Here is a 25,724-nt window from a genome sequence, read left to right as displayed (position 1 = left end):
CCATGCCGTACAGCCCCTCTTCCCGACACCCGAACCGCCGCCTGGCGATGGCAGCATGCGCGCTGACGGCCATGACGCTGGCCGCCGGCAGTGCTGCGGCCCAGCCCGGCGAATGGCCTGCCAAGTCGATCCGCATGGTCGTGCCCTTCACGCCTGGCGGCGGCACCGACACGGTGACGCGCCAGATCAGCGAACGCATGGCGACCGCGAATCGCTGGGTCATCGTAGTGGACAACAAGCCCGGCGCGGGGGGCAATATCGGCCTCGATGCCGTCGCCAAGGCGCCGGCCGACGGCTATACCTTCGGCATGGGGCAGACCGCCAATCTGGCCATCAATCCCTCGCTGCTGCCCAGCATGCCGTTCAACGCCAGGACCGATCTGCTTCCCGTGGCGCTGGTGGCCTCGCAGCCCGTGGTGCTGGTCGTGCCCACCGATTCGCCCTGGAAATCACTGCAGGATCTGATCGCCGCGGCCAAGGCCCAGCCTGGAGCCATCAAGCAAGGTCTGGCTTCCACAGGCACCGTGGGCCATCTGGCGGGGGAAATGCTTTCCTACAAGGCCAAGATCGATGTGCTCAACGTGCCCTACAAAGGCGCCGCGCCGGCCGTGACCGACCTGCTGGGCAAGCAGACCCACTATATGTTCGGCACGCCTCAGGCGGTCTACCCCATGATCAAGGGCCAGCGCCTGCGCGCACTGGCCGTGACCTCGGCCAAGCGTCTTGCCATCCTGCCCCAGGTCCCCACCGTGGCCGAGTCCGGCTTTCCGGGCTTTGAAGCCGTGGACTGGAAGCTGATCGTGGCCCCCAGAAACACGCCCGCCGCGCTGGCGCAGAAGATCAACGCCGCAGTGAACACCAGCTTGCAGGACCCTGCCGTGCTCAAGCAGCTGCAATCCGAAGGCAGCACACCCATGGGCGGCAGCCTTCAGGATGCCCAGGCCTATCTGCAAAAGGAGCAGGCCAGCTGGGCCGCGCTGATCCGCGACGCTAAGATCACGCTGGAATAGTCATCAAAAACAGGAGCGGCTTGCGCAATAACCACCTATGTCTCAAATAGGTTCATGCCTATACACAACTCAGGTCAAGCGCAAGCAGCTACTATTTTTGCTTCATGCAGCGCAGCCCCTGAATGAACAGCACGGCCAGGCTCGCGCCCGCGGCATTGGCCAGCGCATCCAGCCACTCGGCTGACCGCGTGGTGGAGAAGCCGGCCTGCAGCAACTCGATCACGCCGCCATAGCCGACACAGACCAGCGCCACGGCCAGTGCTTGCCCGGCGGTCCAGCGCAAGCCCGTAGCATGCGCACGCGCCAGCCCCGCGCAGCAGAGCAAACCCGCCAGCACCGTATGCAGGCCGGCATGCACCAGCTTGTCCGTGTGCGCGAAGCCACGCAGAAACGGGAACAGCCTGAGAATCAGCCCACCGCTGCTGCCTGTCTCATTGAGGCAGCCCCAGAGCATGAACAAGGCCCAGCCCAGGCTGGCTGCCGCCAACAGCTTCCACAGAGGCACGGCGCCAGCCGGTTGCAGGAATGAATGCATGGCAGGGATATGAAAAAGCCCGAAGTGCAGGCACTCCGGGCTGATGTGCAAAAAGGCCGTGATCGCCCCGACCTTGCAAAAGCCAAGGCTTATGCAGCCTTCCTTGCCGTTTTGGCCACAGCCTTCACCGCAGGCTTTGCGACGGACTTGGCTGCCGCCTTTGTTACCGGCTTTTTGGCGGGTGTCTTGGCAACTGTCGTGGCTCCGGGCGCCGCAGCCGTCTTCTTGGCAGCGGGCTTCTTCACCGCAGCAGTCTTCTTCGCTGCCACAGGCTTGGCGCTTTCCTCGGCCACGCAGTCCGCGTAGTAGCGGATTTCGCCGTTTTCGTCTTCCAGCTCGACCAGACCGTGGATATCGGTCTCGAAGCCCGGGCACTCCTTGGCGAATTCGCGCGCGAACACCAGGTAGTCCACGATCTTCTTGTTGAAGACTTCACCGGGGATCAGCAGCGGAATTCCGGGTGGGTAAGGCGTGACCAGACCCACGGTGGTGCGGCCGACCAGATGGTCGATTTCCACGCGCTCGGTCTTGCGCTGCGCGATATGCGCGTAGGCATCCGAGGGCTTCATCGTGGGCTTGAGATCCGACAGATACATCTCGGTCGTCAGGCGTGCGATGTCGTACTTGGCATACAGCTCGTGCACATGCTGGCACAGATCACGCAGGCCCATGCGCTCGTAGCGGCGGTGCTGCTGGCAGAACTCGGGCAGGATGCGCGCCAGCGGCTGATTGCGGTCGTAGTCGTCCTTGAACTGCTGCAGCGCAGTCAGCATGGTGTTCCAGCGGCCCTTGGTAATGCCGATGGTGAACATGATGAAGAAGGAATACAGGCCGGTCTTCTCGACCACCACGCCATGCTCGGCCAGGTACTTGGTGACGATGGACGCGGGAATGCCGGTGTCGGCAAAGTCGCCGTCCAGGTCCAGGCCGGGCGTGACGATCGTGGACTTGATCGGGTCCAGCATGTTGAAGCCGTCGGCCAGATCGCCAAAGCCGTGCCAGTTGTCGAACTCCTTGCCGTTCTTCTTGGAGCGGGTCTTGGTCGATGCGTCCGTGCCGCGGATGATCCAGTCCTGGGCCGTGCCCACGCCTTCCTCGGCCAGAGCTTCAGGACCCCAGACCTCGAACCACCAGTCGTCGTCGCCGAACTCGTCTTCCACCTTGCGCATGGCACGGCGGAAGTCCAGCGCCTCGACAATCGACTCTTCCACCAGCGCCGTGCCGCCGGGCGGCTCCATCATGGCGGCAGCCACGTCGCAGCTGGCAATGATGCTGTACTGGGGGCTGGTCGAGGTGTGCATCAGATACGCCTCGTTGAACAGCGGGTGATCCAGCTTCTCGGTCTGGCTGTCCTGCACCAGCACATGCGAGGCCTGGCTGATGCCGGCGAGCAGCTTGTGGATGGACTGGGTGGCATAGACCACCGAGTGCATCGGGCGCTTGCGCTTCTTGCCCATGGCGTGATAGCTGCCATAGAAGGGATGGAAAGCAGCGTGGGGCAGCCAGGCTTCATCGAAGTGCAGATTGGCCACATAGCCGTCCAACATGCCCTTGATGGTCTCGGTGTTGTAGAGCACGCCGTCGTAGGTGGACTGCGTCAGCGTCAGCACGCGGGGCTTGACGGCCTTGGCATCCACGCCCTTGAGCAGCGGGTTGGCGGCAATCTTGGCCTGAATCGACTCCACGCTGAATTCGCTTTGCGGAATCGGGCCGATGATGCCGAAGTGGTTGCGCGTGGGCTTGAGGAACACCGGAATCGCACCCGTCATGATGATGGAGTGCAGGATGGACTTGTGGCAGTTGCGATCCACCACCACCACATCGCCGGGTGCCACGGTGTGGTGCCAGACGATCTTGTTGGAGGTCGATGTGCCATTGGTCACAAAGTAGCAGTGATCGGCATTGAAGATGCGTGCCGCATTGCGCTCGGACTCGCCGATGGCGCCGTTGTGGTCCAGCAGCTGGCCCAGTTCCTCCACGGCATTGCAGACGTCGGCGCGCAGCATGTTCTCACCGTAGAACTGGTGATACATCTGGCCCACGGGGCTCTTGAGAAAGGCCACGCCACCCGAGTGACCGGGGCAGTGCCAGCTGTAGGAGCCGTCTTCGGCGTAGTCCAGCAGCGCCTTGAAGAACGGGGGCTGCACGCTCTCCAGATAGCTCTTGGCTTCGCGGATGATGTGCTTGGCCACGAACTCGGGCGTGTCCTCGAACATGTGAATGAAGCCATGCAGCTCACGCAGGATGTCGTTGGGCAGGTGACGGCTGGTCTTGGTCTCGCCGTAGATATAGATGGGCACCTCCTCATTCTTGCGGCGCACTTCACCGATGAAGTCGCGCAGGCTGTGAATGATGGGGTCCTTGTCGCCGCCGAGCTGGAACTCCTCGTCGTCGATCGACAAAATAAAGGCACTGGCCCGGCTTTGCTGCTGGGCGAACTGCGACAGATCGCCATAGCTGGTCACGCCCAGGACTTCAAAGCCCTCTTCTTCAATGGCTTGAGCCAGGGCGCGGATGCCCAGTCCCGAGGTGTTCTCGGAACGATAGTCCTCGTCGATGATGACGATGGGAAAGCGAAACTTCATGAACAGCCTCCGTACCAATCAGGCCTAAAAAACGAAACAGCCGCGAAGTGTAAGGAATATCCTTATTGCGGCTTTGAAACAGGCTGTTTTTAACCCAGAATGTGGTGCACTAAATACAGGCCTTAACAGGAGCTCAGGTATGGATCACTCCACCGCGTGGTGGTTGCTTGTCGGTTTGCTGGTCATTGCGGAGCTGTTGACCGGCACTTTCTATCTCCTCATGCTGGCTCTGGGTGCCATTGCCGGAGCGCTTTGCGCTCATTTCGGCCTGGGCACCAGCAACCAGATCGTCGCTGCGGCCCTGCTGGGCTCCGGTGCCGTCCTCGTCTGCTATCTGCTGCGCAAGCGCAGCCCGCGCAGACAGCCCGCCTCCAGCAATCGCGATGTCAACCTGGATGTGGGCGAAACCGTGGTCATCGAACAGTGGAACACCGACGGCACGGCCCAGGTCCGCTATCGCGGCGCCACCTGGACTGTCATGGGACGCCAGGGCGCGCTGCCCATCCCGGGCCCGCATCGCGTGGCCGAAGTCATTGGCAACCGCCTGCTGGTTGACAAGATCTGATCACCGGCCAGCCCCGGCATGGTTATGCTGGACACTGGAACGCTTCGCTCTCTTTCTTCACACCAACGCCCCACAAGGGCTGGAGACAATATGGATTACGCAGTCCCTCTCGCCATCGCCATCATTGCCGTCATCTTCATCGTCCGCTCGATCAAGGTGGTTCCCCAGCAGCATGCATGGGTCAAGGAGCGTCTGGGCAAATACGCAGGCACGCTCACACCCGGCCTGAACTTTCTGATCCCGTTCGTGGACCGAATCGCCTACAAGCACAGTCTCAAGGAAATTCCCCTGGACGTGCCCAGCCAGGTCTGCATTACGCGCGACAACACGCAGCTGACCGTGGACGGCATTCTCTACTTCCAGGTCACCGACCCCATGCGCGCCAGCTATGGTTCGTCCAACTACATCATGGCCGTCACCCAGCTCGCCCAGACCTCGCTGCGCAGCGTGATCGGCAAGCTGGAGCTGGACAAGACCTTTGAAGAGCGCGACATGATCAACGCCCAGGTCGTCAATGCCATCGACGAGGCCGCGCTGAACTGGGGCGTTAAGGTGCTGCGCTACGAAATCAAGGATCTGACGCCACCCGCTGAAATCCTGCGTGCCATGCAGGCCCAGATCACGGCAGAACGCGAAAAGCGCGCCCTGATCGCAGCTTCCGAAGGTCGACGCCAGGAACAGATCAACATCGCCACCGGCGAGCGCGAGGCCTTCATCGCCCGCTCCGAGGGCGAGAAGCAAGCCGCCATCAACAAGGCGCAAGGTGAAGCTGCCGCCATCACCACCGTGGCCGAAGCCACCGGACAGGCGCTGGAGCGCGTGGCCACGGCCATTCGCCAGCCCGGTGGCGAGCAGGCCGTTCAGCTCAAGGTGGCTGAGAGCGCCGTGGAGGCCTACAGCAAGGTGGCAGCGGACTCCAACACCACTCTGGTCATTCCTGCGAACATGACCGAGGTCTCCGGTCTGATTGCCTCTGCCATGAAGATGGTTCAGGTGGGCAAGAGCGCCTGAGCCTGCTTGCTTCAGGCTGCGTGCAGAAAAGAACTTTCTGCACTTTCATTTTGAGGTCGAAATTTCTGGTTAGAATAGCGGCTTCATCACACGGAGCGGTGGATGAGTGGTTTAAGTCGCACGCCTGGAAAGCGTGTGTGGGTTAATAGCCCACCGCGGGTTCGAATCCCGCCTGCTCCGCCAGATTTTAAAATCAAGTCGACCACACTTGGTTTTTTACTTCAGCAATGAAGTATTTTGGGATCGCTGTGGAGCGGTGGATGAGTGGTTTAAGTCGCACGCCTGGAAAGCGTGTGTGGGTTAATAGCCCACCGCGGGTTCGAATCCCGCCTGCTCCGCCAAATGACAAAAGGCCTTGAAGAAATTCAAGGCCTTTTTTCTTTTTGGCGTATTCGACCGTGAATGCGATTTGAATTCACTGTACGGCAATAGCCTCTTGCATATCCTGCCCGGCACCGGCCGATGCCAGGGGCCCGAATCGTAAAAGTCGAGCCCGGCCATTTTCGGGCCGGCCTGAAAAAACGCAGCGCACGATCTGCCTGCCAGCAATGCCCCGAGCACCGGACTGCGTCCCGGGCTCTCGCGCCCGCATTGGCGGGCTTTCACGGGCCAGGGCATCTGCAGGCCGGATCCAGGGTTCGCCTTGAACCAGGCGCTCAGAACCTGCCGCGCAGCGTCAGCATCACATTGCGCGGCTCTCCATAGTAGTTGGAGCCATAGGCCGCCCAGACACGCTGGTAATACACCTTGTCAAAGACATTGTTGACGGTCAGCGTTGCATCCAGATTTTTGTTGAAGCGATAGCCGATCTGCAGTGCAGCCGTAGTCACCGGACCCTGAGAGAACTTCACGTCACCATTGAGGCGGTACATCCGGCTGACGCTGCGCAGACCGCCACCCACACTGAAGCCCTCCAGAGGCCCCGAACCGAACTGGTAGCGTGTCCACAGGTTGAAGCTGTGGCGCGGAGCGATGAAGGTATAGAGCTGAGCCTTCTCGTCCGGTGTTCCTTCCAGCGTTTTGGTCTGTGTGTACGCGTATCCGACAGCGAGATTCCAGCCCGGAGCTATGCGACCGTTGATTTCCGCCTCCACACCCTGACTGCGCATCTTGCCAGCGGCAAGGGAGAACAGCGGATTGGCCGGATCGGTCATTGCACGATTGCTGTCCTCCATGCGGAAAACAGCCGCACGGGCATTGAGCTGTTTGTTCAGCCATTCACCCTTCAGCCCTGCCTCGTACTGCTGGCCCACGCGTGGGCGCAATGTCATGCCCTCAGCGTCGCTGGCGGTCTGCGGCGCGAAAATACGGCTGTAGCTGGCATAGGCAGACAACTGCTCGCTCAGGTCGAACACGATTCCCGCATAGGGAGTGAACTTGCCGCTGATGCGCGTATCGGTTTCGGAGAACTGGTTGAAATAGGCGTTGCGATTGACGGCATGGTTGTCCCACCAGGTCATGCGCCCTCCCATGCTGAGCAACACGCTGCCGGCCGGGCGCAGATTGACCCGCCCATACAGCCCGTACTGCTCGGTTCGGTTGTCGTTGCCGTTGGAGAAGCTGTAATTCGCAGGCTTGGGAACGTTGTTGTCGGGATCGAAGATATTGATGGGAGCACCGTCTCCGCCGCCGTATTTGAAGCTCTTGTGCACCTTGCGATAGTCCGCTCCCAGCGTCAGCTCATTATTGGATGAGCCCAGCGCGGCAAACGGCGTGGTGATGAAGCCGTCCAGGCCATGCGTCTTCCAGTGGCTGCGGTAAGCCCAGCTGATGAGGCAGCTGTCGCCGGTAGCAGGGTCGGCCGCGCAGTCCGACCAGCCGAACAGACGAGAGGGTTCATCCTGCTCCCGGTAGGTCGCATTGAGCTTGATCTGCCCGCCATTGTCCAGGCGATGCTGAAATTCTGCGAAGTACTCGGTGTTGCGTTCGGTGATGTGGTTCCAGATGGGATCCAGATAGCTGGAGCGCGGAATATCCAGCAGGCGTCCATCCGGATAGGCAGGCAGGCCGAAGGCGGGACGCCCCTTGTATTGCTGATGGCTGGCTCCGGCGGTAAGCGTGCTCGAGGGAGTGAGGTCGGCTTCCAGCACGCCATAGATCAACGGCTTCCTGGAGTACACATGATCCACAAAAGAGCCGTGATCCTGATAGGCGGTGACAAGACGCCCGCGTATGCGTCCATCACTGCTCAGAGGCCCGCTCATGTCCGCCTCGGCGTAGTAGCGATTCCAGGAGCCGGCCGATAGTTGCGTGCTGAACTCCCGCTGCGCCTTGGGGCGCTTGCGTACAAGATTGATGGAGCCGCCAGGGTCGCCTGCCCCCTGGAACAGTCCTGCAGGGCCGCGCAGAACCTCAATGCGGTCATACATGGCCATGCCGAATCCGCTGGAAAGATCATTGCCGGTGCTCGCAGGAGTGTTGACGCCGTCGATCTGCACGGTATCTACCGCGTAGCCGCGCAGGTAGAAATTGCCATGATTGCCCCCTGTGCTGCCTGGCTCCACAGTGACGCCAGGCACTGTGCGCATGGCGTCATCGAGACTCTGGATATTCTGGTCCTCGAGCATCTGGCGCGTCACCACCGACACCGACTGCGGAATTTCTCGCAGACTCTGTGCACTCTTGCCGATCGTGACCAGCTGTGCAGCATAGGAACCCGAGCCTTCCGAGAAGGTCGATGCTTCGGCAGCAGCAGTCACCAGCACTTCCGCCAGACTGGGGGCTGCACCCGCCGCCACAGGGGCCTGAGTGCTTTTGCGTAGAATGAAAATACCTGGCTGGGTTTGCGCGACCTCAAGCCCGGTACCACGCAGCAGCTGCGCAAAGCCCTCAGCGACTGCAAATCTGCCATTCAAACCAGCCGTCTGGAGCTCCCCGGTCAGCGCAGAGTCCGCGGATAGCGTCACTCCCGACTCCCCTGCAAAGCGCGCCAGCGCCTGGCTCAATAGTCCCCTGGGGAGGCTGTACTCTCTCGCTTGCGGGCTGCTGGCGAAGCCCTGACTCGACCGGGCTTGGACGCTGCCGGCACCTGCCATCCCGAGCAGCAGGATCAGCGCAGCTTGAACTGCGTTCTGTTTGAGGCCCAGGCTCCCGACGGACACAAAGGAGGATGGGGGCACTGAAATTTGCCCGGAAATATGCTGCGCCAAGACCATGGAGTAACCCTTTTTGAAAAAGCCGATAAATGTGTTGCCTTTCTTGTATGACCGGCGTCCTGGCAAAAAGGGGACATGGAAGGTGAAGAAATCGAGCGTTTCAGCGCGACACGATAGTCACCCAGTAACGCGAGCGCTGCAAGATTCTGATGGGCAGGGAGGCAGCCAGCGCCGCCAGGGCCTGATCCGTATCGCGCAGTTGAAAGGCTCCGCTCACAGGCAGCGCAGCAACCGCCGGATCGCATCGCACGATGCCCGGGCGATAGCGCGAAAGCTCGGCAGCAAAAATCCCCAGCGGTGTCTTTTCCGCATAGAGCACCCCGTGAGTCCAGCCATCGGAGGCCAGGCCGGCTGCTTCGGGTACGCCGACATTCCCCGCGCTCATCTGTGCCTGCTTTCCCGCATCGATGCGCACGCTTGTGTCGTCGTTGACGGGGCTCAACTCCACCGCTCCTTGTTGAACCGCAATGAGACAGCTGTGTTCCGTTCGCGCAAAGGGCGGAGCGATGCGCACGGTAAAACGCGTCCCCAATGCCCGGACCGTTCCTTGCGCTGTCTGAACCAGAAAAGGCCGCAGCGCGGCATCGGCCGCGGTCTGCACCCAGATGGCGCCCGCGCGCAGGATCAGGCGACGCTCCGAAGATGTGAACGCCATGTCGACGGCGCTGCCGGTATCCAGCTGGATTCTGCTGCCGTCGGCCAGCGTCGATTCACGGCTCTCGCCCGTGTCGGTACGCATGTCCGCCGACCATTCATGCCAGGGCGCAAGACGCCAGACCCCATAGCCGAGCGGCCCCGCCACAATCGCTGTCGCCAGCAGCCGCGCGACGGCACGCCGCTGCGAGCGATTCGCCTCGCGCAGCGCCGCAGCGCTCAGGCCGCCCAGCGTATTGCCTGCTTCGGCACTGTTGCCGGCCCGGGTTGCATTCAGTTTGCCAAGAACCAGTTCAGCGCGTTGCCAGGCCATTTCATGACTCGGATCCGAGTTGCGCCAGCGCATGAGTTCGGCATGCACAGTCATGTCGGCATCGCCGGCATGCAGCCGCACAAGCCACTGTGCAGCCTGCCGTGCTGCGCTCGGATCGATATCCAGAGCCGAAGGAGGTACAACGACCATGACTCAAATCACCAGCAAAATGCACTGCTCGAATGCCTGGGCCATATAGCGCTTGACGGTGCGAGACGTGACTCCCAGGCGCTCTGCCACCTGTGCATAGCTCAGACCATCGAGTTGGGATAGTAGAAACGCCTCGCGCACCTTGGGTGGCAAGCCGTTGAGCATGGCATCGACCTGATGCAATGACTCCAGCACCAGCAACTGCTGCTCGGGCGAAGGCGCCAGAGGCTCCGGCAACTGGGCCATCGCGTCCAGCCATGCCTTCTCCAGCGACAGCCGCTGCACATGATTGATGAGCAGATTGCGCGCCACCGTGGTCAGATAGGCACGCGGTTCGCGCAACACCAGCGCGCGCTGCTCCGCCTGGGCAGCCAGCACTCTCACAAAGGTATCTTGCGCAAGATCCGCGGCATGATCAGCTCCGCCGAGCTTGCGCCTCAGCCAGCCCAAAAGCCAGGGGTGATGCTCTCCATAAATCTTGGCCACGTCGGTCAAGGAGCGGAATGGGTATGACAAGATACGATGCGTTACTCATTTTTGATAATGAGAATTATTATCGATCAGAGTCAAAAATGAAATAGATGTGGTTTTTGGGGAATTTCGGCTCGGCCTGTGCTTCGCCTGCCGGCCATCCCCTCATCGCCAACAAATTCACCAGCACCCTGCAAACCGCACGGCTTTCGACGACCGGCTCGGTTCCTTGATTTCAGAGGCCAAGCAAGACTCGGCCCATCCGTCCAATCTGGCTGAGTCTCATGAGCGTTGGAGCGGCTTCATAGGCCACACCAACGCTCCTCTCATGCAGCGAACGGGTTAGGCGCACTCAACCTTGGGTTCCAGGACTGGCCTGCCAGCCACCACCCAAGGCCTTGAACAGCGTGGCCAGGGCCATCTGCCGCTGCGCGCTGACCTCGATCAGTGCCATCTGCTGCGCATAGTCCGTGCGCTGCGCATCCAGATAGCGCAGATGACTGTCCACCCCCGCGCGATAGCGCAGCTCGGCAAGCTTGAGCGTATTCGCGCTGGTCTGCACCAGGCGCTGGCGCGCAAGCTCCTCGCGCCTCAGCGTCTCCACGGAGGCCAGTGCATCGCTGACTTCACGAAACGCCGTCTGAATGCTGCGCTCGTAGCTGGCAACCGCCATGTCCTTGCGTAGCTGCGCGATTTCCAGATTGGCGCGGTTGCGGCCGCCATCGAAAATCGGCAAGCTGAGCTGCGGCATGAAGGACCAGGAGCGCTGGCCGCCGGCAAACAGATCGCCAAGCTCGGCACTGGCCGAGCCATAGGAGCCCGTGAGCGAGATGCGCGGGAAAAACGCGGCCCGCGCCGCGCCTATGCTTGCATTGCGTGAGCGCAGCTGATATTCGGCGGCGCGGATATCGGGGCGCAGCACCAGCAGATCTGAGGGCAGACCCGGGCCTATCTCCTGCACCAGGGGCGTGGCGCTCAGATCCGCTGCCGCCTGGACCCTGCCATCACCCACCAGCCAGTCCAGAGCATTGCCGGCCTGGCGCAGCTCGCGCTCGAAGCGCTCGACTTCGGCGCGCGCCTGCTCGAGCTGGCCTTGAGCCTCCTGCTCGTCAAGGCGGCTGGCCATGCCAGTCTTGCGACGCTCGCCCATCAACTGCCATTCCTTCTCGCGCGCCTGCAAGGTGCGCAGCGCCAGGGCCTGGCGCTGCCGCGCGCTGTCCTGCGCCAGCGAGGCCTGGATCACTTCGGCAACCAGACTGATCTGCACGCTGCGCGCGGCCTCCTCGGTGGCCAGGTATTCCATCAGCGCAGCCTCGGACAGCGAGCTCACGCGGCCGAAGAGATCGAGCTCGAAAGCCATCAGCCCGGCGCCTGCCTGATAGTTGCTCTGCACCCTGGCCGCTCCTGTGCCGCTCAGGTCGGCAGGCAGGCGCTGGCGGTTGCCACTGGCTTGCGCTTCCAGACCGGGCAGTTGGTCCGCACGCTGCACGCGATAGGCCGCTCGTGCTGTCTGCACATTGAGCAGCGTCTGGCGCAGATCGCGGTTGTTGGCCAGCGCCGTTTCGATACGCGAGCGCAGGCGCTCATCGATCACGAAATCCTTCCAGTGCAAGCTCTGCATCGATGCAGCCGAGGCCGATGATGCCGCGCTCCAGTTGCCGGGAATGGGCGCAGCAGGTCTTTCATAGGTCGGTGCAAAAGAGCAGCCGGCAAGCATCGCGGCAATCAGCGTCAGCGTCGCGGTACGCATGGTGTTTCGCCCGTTCATACGGGTTCTCCTTCGGAGTCTGTGTTTTTTTCCTCCGGCACTGCGGGGCGCTTGCGCCGCAGCGAGAGCACGAAGACAAAGAAGATGGGCACGAACAGCACGCCCAGCAAGGTGGCGCTGAGCATGCCGCCGATCACGCCGACACCGATGGCGGCCTGGCTGGAGGCCCCCGCCCCGGTGGCCAGCGCCAGCGGCACCACCCCGAGGATGAAGGCCAGCGAAGTCATCACGATGGGGCGGAAGCGCAAACGGGCTGCCTGCAATGCCGCTTCCGCCAGCGAATGGCCGCGCTCGTGCAGGTCCTTGGCGAACTCCACGATCAGGATGGCGTTCTTGGCCGCCAGGCCGATGATGGTGATCAGGCCGACCTTGAAGTACACGTCGTTCGAGAGACCCAGCGCCGAGGTGGCCAGCACCGAGCCCAGCGCCCCTATGGGCACGATCAGCATCACGGCTGCGGGAATGCTCCAGCTTTCGTACAGGGCCACGAGCAGCAGGAACACCACCACGATGGCCAGTGCGAACAGCTTGGGAGCCTGTGCGCCAGCAGCCTTTTCCTGATAGGACAGCGCCGTCCACTCGTAACCTATGCCGCGCGGCATCTCACCCAGGATGCGTTCGAGCTCGGCCATGGCCTCACCCGTGGTGTGGCCGGGCTTGGCATCGCCCGCGATACGGAAGGCCGGATAGCCGTTGTAGCGCGAGATCTGCACCGGCCCCTGCTCCCACTCCACGCTGGCAAACGAGGCCAGCGGCACCTGCTCGCCCTGGGCATTGGGCACATACAGCCGCAGCAGGGCCTCGGGCGTCATGCGCGCTGCCGTGTCGGCCTGCACCACCACGCGCTGCAGGCGCCCCGCATTCGGAAACTCGTTGATCACGGCCGAGCCATAGGCCGTGGACAGCACGGCACTGATGCTCGCGAAGCTCACGCCCTGGGCCTGGGCCTTGCGCCGGTCTATGTCCAGGCGCAGCTGCGGCGCGTCTTCGAGGTTTTCCATCATCGCGTAGGCGATCACCGGCGAGGCATTGGCCTTCTTCAGCAGTTCGTCGCGCGCGGCAACCAAGGCCTCACGGCCCAGATTGGCGCGGTCCTGCAGACGCAGCGCAAAGCCGCCGGAATTGCCCAGGCCGTCGATGGGTGGCGGGTCCACCGCCATGGCCGCACCGTCGGACAAGCTGCCGAAGCGCTGGTTGAAGGCCTGGACCTCGTCCCACGACGCCTGACCCTTGCCGCGCAAGGACCAGTCCTTGAGCGTGACGAAGGCCATGGCCGCGTTCTGCCCCATGCCCGAAAAGCTGTAGCCCATCAGGAACTCGGCCTGGGCCGTCGCGGGGCGGCTTTGCACATAGGCTTCCATGTCGCGCACCACGGCCTCGGTACGCGCTTCGGTCGCACCAGGAGGCAGTTGCACGCTGACGATGTAGTAGCCCATGTCTTCATAAGGCACAAAGGACTCGGGCATGCGCGTATAGGCAAAGCCCAGCCCGCCCACGATGGCCGCATAGATCAGCATATAGCGGCCTGTGCGCCTGACCAGACGCTGGTTGAGCAGCGAAAAGCGCTCGGTCAGCTTGGCAAAGTGGCGGTTGAACCAGCCGAAGAGGCCTTTTTTCTCCTTGTGGTGATCCTCGGCAACAGGCTTGAGCAGCGTGGCGCACAGCGCCGGCGTGAAAGTCAGCGCCAGCAGGCCAGAAAACAGGATGGAGACCGCCAGCGACAGCGAGAACTGGCGATAGATCACGCCCACCGAGCCGCTCATGAAGGCCAGAGGCAGGAACACGGCCACCAGCACCAGCGTGATGCCGACGATGGCCCCCGAGACCTGTTGCATGGCGCGCACGGTGGCGGCCAGCGGCGAGAGCCCCTCCTCGGCCATGAGACGCTCCACGTTCTCCACCACCACGATGGCATCGTCGACCAGAATGCCGATGGCCAGCACCATGCCGAACATGGTCATCATATTGACCGAGAAGCCCAGCGCATACATCACCGCCAGGGTACCGGCCAGACACACCGGAACCACGATGGTGGGAATCAGCGTATAGCGCAGGTTCTGCAGAAACAGCCACATCACCAGGAACACCAGCACCACGGCCTCGACCAGGGTCTGGATCACCTTGCCGATGGCGACCTCAACAAAGCGCGAGGTGTCGTAGGGCACTGCGTACTGAATATCGTCGGGGAAGTTCTGCGACAGCTCGGCTAGCCTCGCCTTGACCGCCTTGGCGGTCTGCATAGCATTGGCACCAGGTGCCAGTTGCACGGCGGCCGCCACTCCTTTGTGGCCGTCCTCGCGCGAGGCAAAGCTGTAGTCGAGCTGGCCGACTTCGAGACGCGCCACATCGGCCAGGTGCACGGCCGAGCCATCGGCCCTGGCCTGCAACACGATCTGACCGAACTCCTCGGGCGAACTCAGCGTTCCCTTGACGGCAATCGTGGCGCTGAGTTCCTGCTCGGACGATCCGGGCTGGCTGCCGAAGCTGCCCGCCGGCACCTGGGCATTCTGCGCGGCAATGGCCGCATTCACGTCGGCCACCGACAGGCCGTAGCCCAGCAGCTTCTGCGGATCGACCCAGACCCGCATGGCGACATCGGCGCCGAAGTACTGCACCTTGCCCACACCGGGCACGCGGCGGATCTCGTTGTTGATGTTGCGCACCGCATAGTCGGAGAGGCGGACCTCGTTCTTGCCGCTGTCGTCACCCTTGTAGGTCAGCGAATAGATCAGCAGGAAGTTGGCGCTGGCCTGCTCTACCTGCAGACCCATCTGCATCACCGATGCGGGCAGTCTGGCCTCGGCCTTCTTGATGCGGTTCTGCACCTCGACCTGGGCCAGTGCGGGATCGGTGCCCGGCGCGAAGGTGGCCGTGATCTCGGCCAGGCCCGTGGCACCGCTGGACGAGTCGAAGTACAACAGCCCCTTGGTGCCGTTGAGCTCCTCCTCGATGACGCTGGTCACCGATTCCATCACCGTGGTGGCTGACGCCCCCGGATAGGTTGCAGAGATGGAGATCTGCGGCGGCGCCACGTTGGGAAACTGCGCCACGGGCAAGGCCGGGATCGCCAGCAGGCCGGCCAGCAGGATGAAGATCGCAACCACCCAGGCCAGCTTGGGGCGATCAATAAAAAACCGGGACATTGTCTATCCTTGAATAAGGCTTGTCTTCTTGGCATTCAGCGCTTGCAGGACCAGCGCATAGTGCTCATTTCTTTTCCGTGACTTCCGCATCTTTGACAGCGTCAGCGAGATTTGCAGCGGCAGCTCTGATCTGCACCTTGGTGCCGGGCACGGCTGCCGCAAGGCCTCCGACCAACACCCTGGCGTTTTCCTTGAGGCCCTCGGTGATATGCCAGTCGGAGCCGTACATGGCACCGGTGCTCACCTTCTGGGATTGCACAATGTCGTTCTCGTCGAGCACCAGCACATGGGCCAGTCCGTCGGCGCCGCGCTGCACCGCACGCTGAGGCACAAGAATGGCCGCAGGATCCTCGCCCAGGCCCATGGTCACGCGCACATACATGCCGGGCAGCAGCAAGCCATCCTTGTTGGGGAATTCACCGCGCAGTGCAAGCTGGCCGGTGCCGCGATCCACCGTCACATCCGAAAACAGCATGCGTCCCTGGCGCTTATCGTCCAGGCCGTCCGCCACCAGCGTCACTGGAGCACTCTTCTGCGACTGCTCTCCCTGCTGCTGTGAACGCAAGCGCGTGGCCAGCGCTGCGGTCTGGCGGAAATCGGCATAAATGGGGTCAAGCTGCTGTATCACTGCCATCGGTGTGGCCTCCCCCTGGCCGACCAGGGCACCTTCCGTCACCAGCGCACGGCCGATGCGGCCCGCAATCGGGGCCCTCACCGTCGCATAGTCCAGGTTCAGGCGTGCCGCCTCGACTTCGGCCTGGGCCGATTGACGCGTGGCCAAGGCGCTGTGCAGCGCGGCCTTGGCGCTGTCGAAATCCTGGCGACTCACAGCTTCCTGTTCCACCAGCGGCTCGTAACGACGCACCACGGACTGAGCATCGGAGAGCGCGGCCTCGGCTCGCGCCAATTCGCCCCGGGCCCGCGACAGCGCCGCGCGCAGCGGTGCCGGGTCGATGTTGAACAGCACCTCTCCGGCCTTCACATCGGCACCCTCTTTGAAGTTGCGGCTCAGCACGATACCCGGCACCCGCGCACGCACCTCGGCCACACGTACGGGCTCGATGCGCCCGGGCAGCTCAGCGCTGAGGCTCAGCGCCCTGGGCTTGACGGTCACCACATCCACCAGCGGCAATTCCTGAGGCGGTCCGCCCGCTTCCGACTTGATGCAGCCGGCCAACATCATTGCGGCTGCCAATGCGGCCAGGGCCGACCAGGCACGCACATTCTGGCTTTTCTTCTTCATGGCTTTTGAGTCTTGTCAAATCTTGAAAGAAGCGCATGATGCATGAAAATATTTTTTGAATCAAATTTGATTCATTAAGACCTATATTGATTCATGGCATTTTGATACCAAGTAAAGTTGCTATCCCAAGCTTTTAGGCCCGCCGCTTGAATCAAAATAGGTTCATCCGTATCCGCCCCAACCGGAGCCACGAATGACGACCGCCCCCCACGACAACACAGCAATCCTCCCCCCACTGGCCCTGGCCCTGGTCAACCACCCGCGCGCCACGCTGCAAGAGCTGGCCAAGGCCATAGGCATCAGCAAGGCCACGCTCTATCGCTTCTGCCCCACGCGCGATCTGCTGATCAAGCGACTGCTGGAACAAAGCCTGCGCACGCTGGACAATGCGCTGGACGAAGCCCGCATCGAGGAAGGCCCGGTACTCGAGGCCCTCAAGCGCCTCAATGCCAAGCATCTTGAACACCGTGAATTCACGCTGTTCCTGACCTATTACTGGAATGAAGTCGAAAAACCCATGGAGGAAAATGCGATCTGGGAACCCAAGGTAGACGCTTTTTTCCTGCGCGGCCAACAGGAAGGCGTGTTCCGCATCGATTTCAGCGCCGCAACGCTGACCGAGCTGTGGCTGGGAACCGTGATCGCGCTCATCGATGGCGAGCGCCGCGGTCGCATCCCGCGCGCCCCGCTGGCACAGCTTGCCGAGCAGGCGTTTTTGCAGGGAGTCATGCGCCAGGATGGGACGGCGACAGCCTGACAGCATCGACCCCGACTGCAGCCTTACCGGCCATGCCGGCCTCCAGCTGCACCATGGTCATGCCGTTCCCCTGCAACGCGAGTTCGCGTACCTTCACACTCGTTTTCACAACCAGAGAGTAGCCTTGTCATGATCAGTCACCTCGACCACCTGGTTCTCACCACGGCCAACGAAGCCCAATGCATACGCTTTTACACCGAAGTCCTGGGCATGCGGTTGGAATCCTTCATCGGCGGCACCCCGGCCGTGGAGCGCAAGGCCTTTGTGTTCGGCCGGCAGAAGATCAATCTGCATGTGAAAGGGCGCGAGTTCGAGCCCAAGGCCCACACGCCTGTACCCGGTGCCCTTGATCTGTGCTTTCTGGCCTCGGTGCCGCTGGACGAAGTTATCGCGCGTCTGCAGCAGTTGTCGGTTCCCATCGCCGAAGGCCCCGTCATGCGCACTGGAGCCACATCGAAAATCCGCTCCATCTATGTGCGTGACCCCGACCTGAACCTGATCGAGATCTCGGAGCCGGCCTAGCCGCCCTCGCGCTGGCAAGCCGGGGCCTCCGAAAACGGCCCCCGCTTGTCAGCTCAGAGCTGTGCCAAAGCCTTTTTTGCCGGAGCATGGCCTTGCTCTGCGGCGCGCTGCAACCACTCACGAGCCTGCTTGGCATTCTTCTTCACACCCAGACCGTCCCGATACAAAGTTCCCAGCGCGTACTGGGCCGGGGCATCCTGCTGCTCGGCGGCAAGCCGATACCACTTGAGCGCCTGAGCCAGGCTCTTGCCCACACCCTCGCCGTTTTCGTACAAGGTGCCCAGGTTGTACTGGGCCTTGGCATAGCCTTGATTGGCTGCCATGGTGAACCACTTGGCGGCCTCCGTGTAGTTGGGTTGCGCAAAGCCCTTGCCCAGATATTGAAAGACACCGACGTTGTACTGGGCCAGAACATTGCCCTTGAGAGCCGAGTTCAGGTTCTCCATGTATTCCATGGACTGCGCAAACTCTGCGGACTTTGGCGACGAAGCGGAGAGCTGCTCCAACCGCTGCGCAGCCGCTGCATGCTGGTACTTCAGCGCCTGGGTGTAATAGGCAATCGCTTCTTTTTCGTTGCGATACTCGCCCTCTCCCTGCTCGAACAGACGGCCCAGTTCATAGTAAGCCTCGCCCGAGCCGCGGATGGCGGCAGCGTGCAGCAGCAGCACGGCCCGCTTGTAGTCGGGGGCCACACCCTGGCCTTCGAAGCAAATCTTTCCCAGCAGCAATTGGGCTTTCTGCACGCCTTTGTCTGCCAGCGGGGTCAGCCATTTCGCAGCTTCGGCACGATTCTTCTCCACGCCTTCGCCAAGGTAGTACATCTCGGCCACGGTGAACTGTGCAAGCACATCGGCTTGCTGGGCCGCCATCAGATACCAGCGAAACGAGGCCTGCAAATCCTGGGCAAGCAACTCGCCTTTGCGGTAGACAAAGCCCAGGCTATTTTGTGCCGTTGCAGAGCCTTGTTGCGCGGCGCGCTCCAGCCATGCGACACCTGTTGCGGCATCCTTCTCAACCGCTTCGCCTTTTAGATAAATAGTTCCCAGCAGGTTCTGCGCATCGAGATTTCCGGCGTTTGCAGCCTGATGAATGTGTGCCAGGCCTGCCTCAGGATCTTTTTTCACACCCTCGGCACCCAGCACATAGACCAGACCCAGCAGATACTGGGACGGCGCATGATTGTGCTCTGCGGCCAGACGCAGCCAGCGCAAGGCATCGTCGGCATTCTTTTCCACGCCCTTGCCGTAAAGATAGGCTTTTCCCAACTCGTACTGTGCCGCGACATCTCCTGTCTTCGCGGCATTGACCATTTCGCTGGGCTGAGCCTGCGCACAGCCCCAAACTGACAGCCAAGCCGACAGAACCAAAGCACCAGACCATCGCGCAAGCATTGCTTCCCCTGTTCACAGAAAAAATGGGAGTATATAGAAGCAATACCTTGTCCATAAAGCGTTGGCAGCTATCAAAACCATACTGACCCGCCTCAGCACGGAAATGACTGCCGACGGGGCTATTCCTAGACTGCAGCCACAGAGCCGCTATACGCCCGCGAAGTCTCTCTTGTCTCGGGACAGCATTGCTGCTCGAGGCTCCCCCAGGTCAGGCAACACAGAGATCTGCCCGGTCAAACTCCGCCGGGGTGCAATTTGCGTCGCATGTTCGCGATATTGCAAACAGTGCGAAAAGCCAGGCCCGGACCTTGCGCCTTTGCGGGCAAGCATCTCTGCGGATCAGCCAGCCATGGGCGTACAAAGCTCCACCACGCAGCCGTCGGGGCAACGCAGATAAGACACCATCTGACCCCAGGGCTTGGCCGTCGGAGCGGCCATCTCGATGGCGCCGGCGCTCAGCGCGCTCCGATGAGCCTGCTCGACATCCTCCGTGACCAGCGCGATTTCAAATCCCAATGGCTTGGCAGAGCTGTGCGCTTCGACATGGCCTCCAGGAAAATTCAACGCGCCCAGCTCATGGGCGGCAAATGCCAGCGTGGTCTGCCCTGTCTCGAGCTCGCCATAGGTTCCGGACTCATGCAGAAAACGCTGTTGTATGCCGAATGCCCGGCTAAAAAATTCCAGCGATGCCGAGACATCCGGGACGTAGATGATTGTGTAACCCAATTTCATGAAGGCATCCTCTCAAAACCCAACCGAATTTGAACGGTCGCATCTTTACCGCTCAAGACCATTGACTGCATCATCCTACTCAGCAAAAACGGCAAAGGCCTTGAAACGCTTCAAGGCCTTCCGGGGAGCGGTCAGATTCAAACTTTCATCTATAGCCCCATGCCCAGAATCGAGTTATCGGCATGCAGCTCGCTACCGCTCATGACGCTGGACTCGTCGCTGGCCAGGAACAGCACCAGTTGCGCGATGCGCTCGGGCATATAGGCGCGGCCGGCGCGGTTGAGTTTGGGGTCATGCAAGATCATTTCCTTGCTCACGCCCTTTGGCAGCGAAGCCTGCATCATGGGCGTATAAATGCCATCGGGATGAATGGAGTTGACGCGAATCGCATAGCCTTGCTTGCGACAGTTCAGCGCGGCGGCGCGCGTCAGCGCGGACACTGCAGCCTTGCTGGCGCTGTAGCCGGCATATTGCTCCACGGGCAGCCAGCTGGATACCGACGCCATATTGATGATGGAGCCACCGGCCTGCTTCATCGCCGCAATGCCCTGCTGGCAACCGATGAAGACCGACTCGGTGTTGATCTTGAGCAGGCGGCTGAAATCCTCCAGACGCCCTGTTTCCATATCACCAGGCAGCAGGATGCCGGCATTGTTGACCAGCACATCGAGCCTGCCAAGACGTTGCTGCACCGCCGCCATCACAAGCGTCCAGTCCGTCTCGCTGCTCACGTCATGGCGGACGAACATGGAGCCTTCGCCCAATTCAGCCGCCAGTTGCTGCCCCGCCGTTTCATTGATATCGCTGAATGCGACCTTGGCGCCTTCACCAAGAAGCAACTTCACCACCTCCAGACCCACACCGCTGGCACCACCAGTGACCAGCGCCACCTTGCCCTGCAAACGATTTGTCATCTACGTCTCCTCTTGTTTTTCCAAGCCCTGAGCAGGGCATTGCTACTGCCACATAAAAAAGGAGGCGCAAGCGCCTCCTGACTTGAATGGCAAAAGCCCGCAGCCACAGAAACTACGCCACAAGCTGTTTGCCGGATTCATTTTTTAGTTGCCTGCGTTACGTGCTGCTTCGGGCGTAAACATGGCTGCAGTCATATTGCCCTTGTTCAAGACGGGACCCTGGGGGCGCTCCTGGAACAGGTTGTAGGCCACATAGCCGCCAGAGTTCAGGTCGTGATAGAAGCTGGTGCCCGCATGCCAGATCCTTGCGTCGAAGGCGTAGTAATGATTGACCACCGCCTGCAGCCACAGCTGGCCGCGTGCATCGTAGTAATCGCTCATAAGTGCCTGACCGGTATCTTCGTCGAGGAACAGCACGCGCTTGCCGAACATGTGGCGGTAGCCATCCTTGAGCGAAGCCTCCAGCACCCAGACCCGGCGCAGCTCGTAGCGCATGTAGTCGGGGTTTTCATGACCGAGTTTGAGCAGATCGGCATACTTCACGTTGCTGCCGTGAATCTTGTAGGCATTGGCCGGCACATAGACTTCCTTCTTGCCCAGCGACTTCCAGTTGTAGCGCTCGGGCGAGCCGTTGAACAGGCGATCGGAGTCAATCGTCAGCTTGCCACCGGTGCCCGACAATGGCTGGTCAAAACCGTACTCTGGAATCTGGCGCACACGACGTGTGCCGGGGTCATAGCTCCAGCCCAGGCGCTTTTCCTTGCCAAATTCAACCGGCTCGGACACCACGCTGACGCCGCCTTTCTCGCGTTCGGGCAACTTGACCGCATTCATGCCCTGGGACATGGGACTGCCCAGTGGCTGCCCTGCGTTGGCCGGGTCGTTGATCTGACTGAAAGCGCGATTATCGGCACGACCCCAGACGATGCTGCCATCGGCCAACACATTGGCGTTGTCACGCAGCGTGTGTTCGGTGAAAGCCCGCGAAGGCAGCAGATTGTTGAAGGCCAGCTCAAGTCCATTTCTGGGGAACGGGAAGGGCAGCGCCCCCTTGACCGCACCCGTTGTGCCCTGACCGTCTGCGTTCATCACCGCATCCTGGGCATTCTTTCTGGCCGCCGCGCAGACGGCATCCGAGAAGCGAAAGTCACGGTGGCCCTGATAGACCGGAATACGATAGGTCTTGGGGTATTTGGCAAACATGGCCTTCTGCCCCTCGCTCAGACGCTCGCCATACTGCGCCAGGTTCTCAGCCGTGATGGTGAGCAACGGCTTTTCACCGGCATAGGGGTCCACCGGGTGCTGGCCAGCATGCGGGTTGTATTGAATGCCGGGCGGCGTACCCAGCCATTTGCCCGTGAACTCGGGCACACCACTGGCTGTACCCGCTTTCTCTCCTCCCGTGCAGGTCAGGGACTTGCCCAGCCTGGCCAGCTCATCGGGCGTCGCCTTGGCCCAAGCCCCCCCCACAAACAATACACCTGCAGCCAAGACCGCCAGCAAACGGGGGCCCTCTCCTAACTTCATGCCTAGTCTCCTTGGATGCATCCGCCATGCATCTACCTGTCATTGAACTTCTTTTATCGTTCTTCTTCCTTGCCCACTCGCGATTCCGAAGCAACGGAATCATTGTTCGACCGGCGACAATCGCAAACATCGTCAATTAGGACTAGCGCAGGCAGAAGCCAGCAACAGACACAAAAAAGCGGGCCATTGGCCCGCTCGGGAAAAGCAGTTTTCGTTCAGCGCTTGATGCCGAACACGCCCAGCATCTGCTCCGTCTGCTTTTGCATCTGCTCCTGCATCTGCGTGAACATGTTCTGGGACTGCTCCATATAGCTGCCCATCAAACCCTGCATGGCTTGAGGCTGCATGCTCATGAACTGCTTCCAGGCCTCGGGGTTCATGCCCTGGGACTGGCCCGCAAGCTTGCTTTGGAAGTCCGTGAACATCTGCACGTTCTTTTCGATGTAACTCCCCATGAAGCCCTGCATGGCATGACCATAGAAGCGAATGATGTTGGCCAGCATTGCCTCGGAGAACATGGGAGCCCCGCCCGCTTCTTCTTCCAGAATGATCTGCAGCAGGATGGAACGCGTCAGGTCTTCATTGGTCTTGGCATCCCTGATGACCACCGGCTCGCTATCCATGACCAGTTGCTTGACCTCGGCCAGAGTGATGTATGAAGAGGTATTGGTGTCGTAGAGGCGGCGATTGGGATACTTCTTGATGATTCGCTGGCTCCCCACCTGGACATCACCCTCTTTGCCCTCTTTGCTTTCTTGCATCGCAAGTCCTTTATGTTCTGGGGGTCGGCCCCGTCGTCAATTGAGCTATTGCAGTGCAACAGATTTTAGGCAGTGCACAAGCCTCACCGGCAAGCAGTAACCCTGACAACCCAGCTTGTCCGTGTTGCAACAAAGTCGCACCACCGTCACAGCCAGCATCAGGTCTTTGCCATTTATTCACAAAAAACAATTTGCCGTCTATCGAAATCAAGCTTGCAGAAGGTTTACAGTGCCTCTCGTTGTTTGACGAAAGGCTCAACGGATGATTACCACCAAAACACGCAATGCTGTTTGTCTGACCGCCCTGCTGGCTGCCGCCGGCTTCATGACTGCAGCACAGGCCCAGCCCGATGCTGCTGCGACCGATGCCGCCAAGGCTGCTGCGCCACAGGCAGCACCCGCAGCCCAGGCAGTCCCTGCCAATGTGGATGCCGCTGCTGCAGACGCCGCATTGCGCAAGCGCCTGCAGGCAGTTGTCGCAGCCATGGACGGCAAGTCCAAGCTCGCTGCCAACAATTTCAACGAGGAGTTCCTCAAGAACTCCCCCATCGACACCGTGCAGAAAGCTCTGGACTCCGTGCGCACCGGCGTCGGCAGCTGCCAGACGGTTGGCCGCATGGAAAGCTCCACACCTCTGGCCACCAGCGTGCTGCTGAGCTGTACCAAGGGCTTTGTGCCCATGGAACTGGCGGTCGAGCCCAAGGCTCCTTACCGTATTTCGGGCATTTTGCTGCGCCCGGCCTTCTGGAAATAAGCACTTTTCACCATCAAAAATGGAGCCTCCTGGCTCCATTTTTTGTTGGTACCGACAAAGTCAGATCACCACCGGCTCGGGCTCCAGGCGAATGCCAAAGCGCTCGTAGACACTGGTCTGAATTGCCCCTGCAAGCGTCATCACCTCGCCGCCGGTCACGCTGGCATCGAGGCTGTGGCGATCTCCGCGATTGACCAGCACCAGCGCCTGCTTGTCGTAGACGCCCGCGCGGCCCATGGTCTTGCCTTTCCAACCGCAGGCATCGATCAGCCAGCCGGCCGCCAGCTTGATGGAGCCGTCATCCATGGGATAGTGAACAATCTTGGGCTCGCGCGCGATGATGTCCGCGCATTGCTCGGTCGTCACCGTGGGATTCTTGAAGAAGCTACCCGCATTGCCGATGACGTCGGGGTCCGGCAGCTTGGCACGACGAATCTCGCAGACCCATTCAAAGATCTGCTGTGCAGTCGGCTGCTCTATGCCTTTTTCCGCCTGCTTGCGCTGCAGATCCAGGTAGCCCAGATCCGGTTGCCAGCTCTTGGGCAGCGCCAGACGCACCCGGGTGATCACCGCCCGCCCTTTGAGACCCAGGCCGCGCGGGACAGCCGTCGAGCCCGTCACGGGCCAGTACTTGGGCTGAGCCGGTGCATGTTTGAACACCGAGTCACGGTAGCCGAAGGCACATTGCGCGGCATTGAGGCTGAACTGCTCGCCGGTGACCAGATCGATCGCGTCCAGGGAGTCGAAGCGATCCTGCAGCTCCATCCCGTAAGCGCCGATGTTCTGCACCGGGGCCGCGCCTACCGTGCCTGGAATCAGGGCCATGTTTTCAAGGCCTGTATAGCCCTGGGCCAGCGTCCATGCCACCATGTCATGCCAGCGCTCGCCCGCCCCGATCTCGACAATCCAGTGCTTGTCGGTTTCGCGCAGCAGCCGCATGCCCATGATTTCCATCTTGAGCACCACGGGGGCCACGTCGCCCGTCAGCACCACATTGCTGCCACCGCCAAGGACGAACACAGGCTGCCGCCCCCATAGCGGGTCGGCGAGAAACTGACGGATATCGTCCTGGCTACGAATGCGCACCAGCGTTTCGGCGCGCGCGGCAATGCCAAAGGTGTTGCAATGCTGCAGGGGAACATTTTTCTCGACTAACATCCATCCAATTGTCGCACTGCGCCTGCTCTGCTGCTGGCAAGCCGCACATCACGGCCCGGCGCACTGTGGCTGTTTACCGCTCTGATACTGATAGGAATTACACATGCCTTCTTTTGACACTGTTTGCGAAGCCGATTTCGTCGAAGTGAAGAACGCCGTTGACAACGCCACCAAGGAAATTGGCACCCGTTTCGACTTCAAGGGCACATCGGCCGCCGTCGAACTCAAGGACAAGGAAATCACCATTTACGGCGATGCCGAGTTCCAGCTGCAGCAAGTCGAGGACCTGCTGCGCAACAAGCTGACCAAGCGCAATGTCGATGTGCGCTTCCTGGACATCCAGAAGGCACAGAAGATTGGCGGCGACAAGGTCAAGCAGCTCATCAAGGTCAAGAACGGCATCGAGTCCGAGCTGGCCAAGAAGATCCAGAAGCTGATGAAGGAAAGCAAGCTCAAGGTGCAGGCGGCCATTCAGGAAGAGAAGGTCCGCATCACCGGAGCCAAGCGTGACGATCTGCAGGCGGCCATGGCATTGATCCGCAAGGATCTGGCCGACCACCCTCTGTCGTTCAACAACTTCCGCGATTGAATGAAGCCCCCCCTGC

21 protein-coding genes and 2 tRNA genes are annotated in these 25,724 nt (G+C 61.1%); 9 read left to right on the top strand and 14 right to left on the bottom strand.

Annotation, left to right across the window (positions count from 1 at the left end; translation table 11 throughout):
* Positions 1-47 precede the first annotated feature (47 nt).
* Complete coding sequence (locus JAO85_RS00975; RefSeq protein ID WP_237734694.1) at positions 48-1,010, top strand: tripartite tricarboxylate transporter substrate binding protein; 963 nt, start codon at positions 48-50, stop codon at positions 1,008-1,010.
* Positions 1,011-1,101: 91 nt separating this feature from the next.
* Here JAO85_RS00975 and JAO85_RS00970 read toward each other — a convergent pair whose 3' ends face one another.
* The gene (locus tag JAO85_RS00970) at positions 1,102-1,545 is read right to left on the bottom strand and encodes a VanZ family protein (RefSeq protein WP_202787247.1); all 444 of its coding nucleotides are present in this window, start codon (positions 1,543-1,545) and stop codon (positions 1,102-1,104) included.
* A gap of 89 nt (positions 1,546-1,634) precedes the next feature.
* The gene (locus JAO85_RS00965) at positions 1,635-4,130 is read right to left on the bottom strand and encodes an arginine/lysine/ornithine decarboxylase (RefSeq protein ID WP_202787246.1); all 2,496 of its coding nucleotides are present in this window, start codon (positions 4,128-4,130) and stop codon (positions 1,635-1,637) included.
* Positions 4,131-4,269: 139 nt separating this feature from the next.
* Between JAO85_RS00965 and JAO85_RS00960 the strand changes: the two genes are divergently transcribed.
* The 4 genes from JAO85_RS00960 (at position 4,270) to JAO85_RS00945 (ending at position 6,047) form a co-directional block, all read left to right on the top strand.
* Positions 4,270-4,695, top strand: coding sequence for an NfeD family protein (locus tag JAO85_RS00960; RefSeq protein ID WP_063660854.1), 426 nt, complete (start codon positions 4,270-4,272; stop codon positions 4,693-4,695).
* A 90-nt stretch (positions 4,696-4,785) separates the two neighbouring features.
* Positions 4,786-5,706 carry an SPFH domain-containing protein gene (locus JAO85_RS00955; RefSeq protein ID WP_003063190.1) on the top strand — a complete coding sequence of 307 codons (921 nt, stop codon included), beginning with the start codon at positions 4,786-4,788 and terminating at the stop codon, positions 5,704-5,706.
* A gap of 92 nt (positions 5,707-5,798) precedes the next feature.
* Positions 5,799-5,889 (top strand) — tRNA-Ser (locus JAO85_RS00950).
* Between the two features lie 67 nt (positions 5,890-5,956).
* Positions 5,957-6,047: transfer RNA gene (locus JAO85_RS00945), tRNA-Ser, on the top strand.
* Positions 6,048-6,362: 315 nt separating this feature from the next.
* On the opposite strand, the gene JAO85_RS00940 is transcribed toward JAO85_RS00945, so the two are convergent.
* The 6 genes from JAO85_RS00940 to JAO85_RS00915 all read right to left on the bottom strand — a co-directional run bounded on the left by JAO85_RS00940 (position 6,363) and on the right by JAO85_RS00915 (position 16,603).
* Positions 6,363-8,612 (bottom strand): TonB-dependent siderophore receptor, encoded by a 2,250-nt coding sequence (locus JAO85_RS00940; RefSeq protein ID WP_370552183.1) that lies wholly within the window; start codon positions 8,610-8,612, stop codon positions 6,363-6,365.
* A gap of 349 nt (positions 8,613-8,961) precedes the next feature.
* Positions 8,962-9,978: a FecR domain-containing protein gene (locus tag JAO85_RS00935; RefSeq protein WP_052263657.1), complete on the bottom strand. Its 1,017-nt coding sequence runs from the start codon at positions 9,976-9,978 to the stop codon at positions 8,962-8,964.
* A 3-nt stretch (positions 9,979-9,981) separates the two neighbouring features.
* Positions 9,982-10,473 (bottom strand): sigma-70 family RNA polymerase sigma factor, encoded by a 492-nt coding sequence (locus JAO85_RS00930; RefSeq protein ID WP_012837896.1) that lies wholly within the window; start codon positions 10,471-10,473, stop codon positions 9,982-9,984.
* 328 nt (positions 10,474-10,801) lie between these two features.
* Positions 10,802-12,217 (bottom strand): efflux transporter outer membrane subunit, encoded by a 1,416-nt coding sequence (locus tag JAO85_RS00925; protein ID WP_202787245.1) that lies wholly within the window; start codon positions 12,215-12,217, stop codon positions 10,802-10,804.
* Entirely contained in the window at positions 12,214-15,360 is a 3,147-nt protein-coding gene (locus JAO85_RS00920) for an efflux RND transporter permease subunit (protein ID WP_054073993.1), read from the bottom strand. The genes JAO85_RS00925 and JAO85_RS00920 overlap by 4 nt, the downstream gene beginning before the upstream one ends.
* 64 nt (positions 15,361-15,424) lie before the next feature.
* Positions 15,425-16,603, bottom strand: a complete 1,179-nt coding sequence (locus JAO85_RS00915; RefSeq protein WP_034393084.1) for an efflux RND transporter periplasmic adaptor subunit — start codon at positions 16,601-16,603, stop codon at positions 15,425-15,427.
* Between the two features lie 193 nt (positions 16,604-16,796).
* Here JAO85_RS00915 and JAO85_RS00910 point away from each other — a divergent pair, with 193 nt between their 5' ends.
* On the top strand, positions 16,797-17,360 hold the full coding sequence (locus JAO85_RS00910) for a TetR/AcrR family transcriptional regulator (RefSeq protein WP_054073992.1): 564 nt from the start codon (positions 16,797-16,799) through the stop codon (positions 17,358-17,360).
* A 129-nt stretch (positions 17,361-17,489) separates the two neighbouring features.
* Positions 17,490-17,882, top strand: a complete 393-nt coding sequence (locus JAO85_RS00905; RefSeq protein ID WP_057092062.1) for a VOC family protein — start codon at positions 17,490-17,492, stop codon at positions 17,880-17,882.
* A 53-nt stretch (positions 17,883-17,935) separates the two neighbouring features.
* Here the strand turns inward: JAO85_RS00905 and JAO85_RS00900 are convergent, their stop codons facing one another.
* The 5 genes from JAO85_RS00900 to phaR all read right to left on the bottom strand — a co-directional run bounded on the left by JAO85_RS00900 (position 17,936) and on the right by phaR (position 23,207).
* Positions 17,936-19,192 (bottom strand): tetratricopeptide repeat protein, encoded by a 1,257-nt coding sequence (locus JAO85_RS00900; RefSeq protein WP_237734649.1) that lies wholly within the window; start codon positions 19,190-19,192, stop codon positions 17,936-17,938.
* Positions 19,193-19,612: 420 nt separating this feature from the next.
* A complete protein-coding gene (locus JAO85_RS00895) occupies positions 19,613-20,005 on the bottom strand; it encodes a VOC family protein (RefSeq protein ID WP_003063209.1) in 393 nt (130 codons plus the stop codon).
* A gap of 149 nt (positions 20,006-20,154) precedes the next feature.
* Positions 20,155-20,919, bottom strand: a complete 765-nt coding sequence (locus JAO85_RS00890; RefSeq protein ID WP_003063214.1) for an SDR family oxidoreductase — start codon at positions 20,917-20,919, stop codon at positions 20,155-20,157.
* A 144-nt stretch (positions 20,920-21,063) separates the two neighbouring features.
* Positions 21,064-22,446 (bottom strand): DUF1329 domain-containing protein, encoded by a 1,383-nt coding sequence (locus tag JAO85_RS00885; protein WP_202787243.1) that lies wholly within the window; start codon positions 22,444-22,446, stop codon positions 21,064-21,066.
* Positions 22,447-22,661: 215 nt separating this feature from the next.
* A complete protein-coding gene (phaR, locus tag JAO85_RS00880) occupies positions 22,662-23,207 on the bottom strand; it encodes a polyhydroxyalkanoate synthesis repressor PhaR (protein WP_012837888.1) in 546 nt (181 codons plus the stop codon).
* Between the two features lie 262 nt (positions 23,208-23,469).
* Between phaR and JAO85_RS00875 the strand changes: the two genes are divergently transcribed.
* Positions 23,470-23,961, top strand: coding sequence for a hypothetical protein (locus JAO85_RS00875; RefSeq protein ID WP_003063220.1), 492 nt, complete (start codon positions 23,470-23,472; stop codon positions 23,959-23,961).
* Positions 23,962-24,021: 60 nt separating this feature from the next.
* Here the strand turns inward: JAO85_RS00875 and murB are convergent, their stop codons facing one another.
* A complete protein-coding gene (gene murB / locus JAO85_RS00870) occupies positions 24,022-25,119 on the bottom strand; it encodes a UDP-N-acetylmuramate dehydrogenase (RefSeq protein WP_039048477.1) in 1,098 nt (365 codons plus the stop codon).
* Between the two features lie 103 nt (positions 25,120-25,222).
* On the opposite strand from murB, the gene JAO85_RS00865 reads away from it, so the two are divergent.
* Positions 25,223-25,708 (top strand): YajQ family cyclic di-GMP-binding protein, encoded by a 486-nt coding sequence (locus JAO85_RS00865; RefSeq protein ID WP_003063225.1) that lies wholly within the window; start codon positions 25,223-25,225, stop codon positions 25,706-25,708.
* Positions 25,709-25,724: the final 16 nt, after the last annotated feature.

The organism is Comamonas sp. NyZ500, assembly GCF_016772095.1.
Taxonomy (GTDB): Bacteria; Pseudomonadota; Gammaproteobacteria; order Burkholderiales; family Burkholderiaceae_C; genus Comamonas; species Comamonas thiooxydans.
The sequence above is the reverse complement of the archived record's forward strand: the minus strand, read 5'-3'. Positions and strand labels throughout refer to the sequence as shown.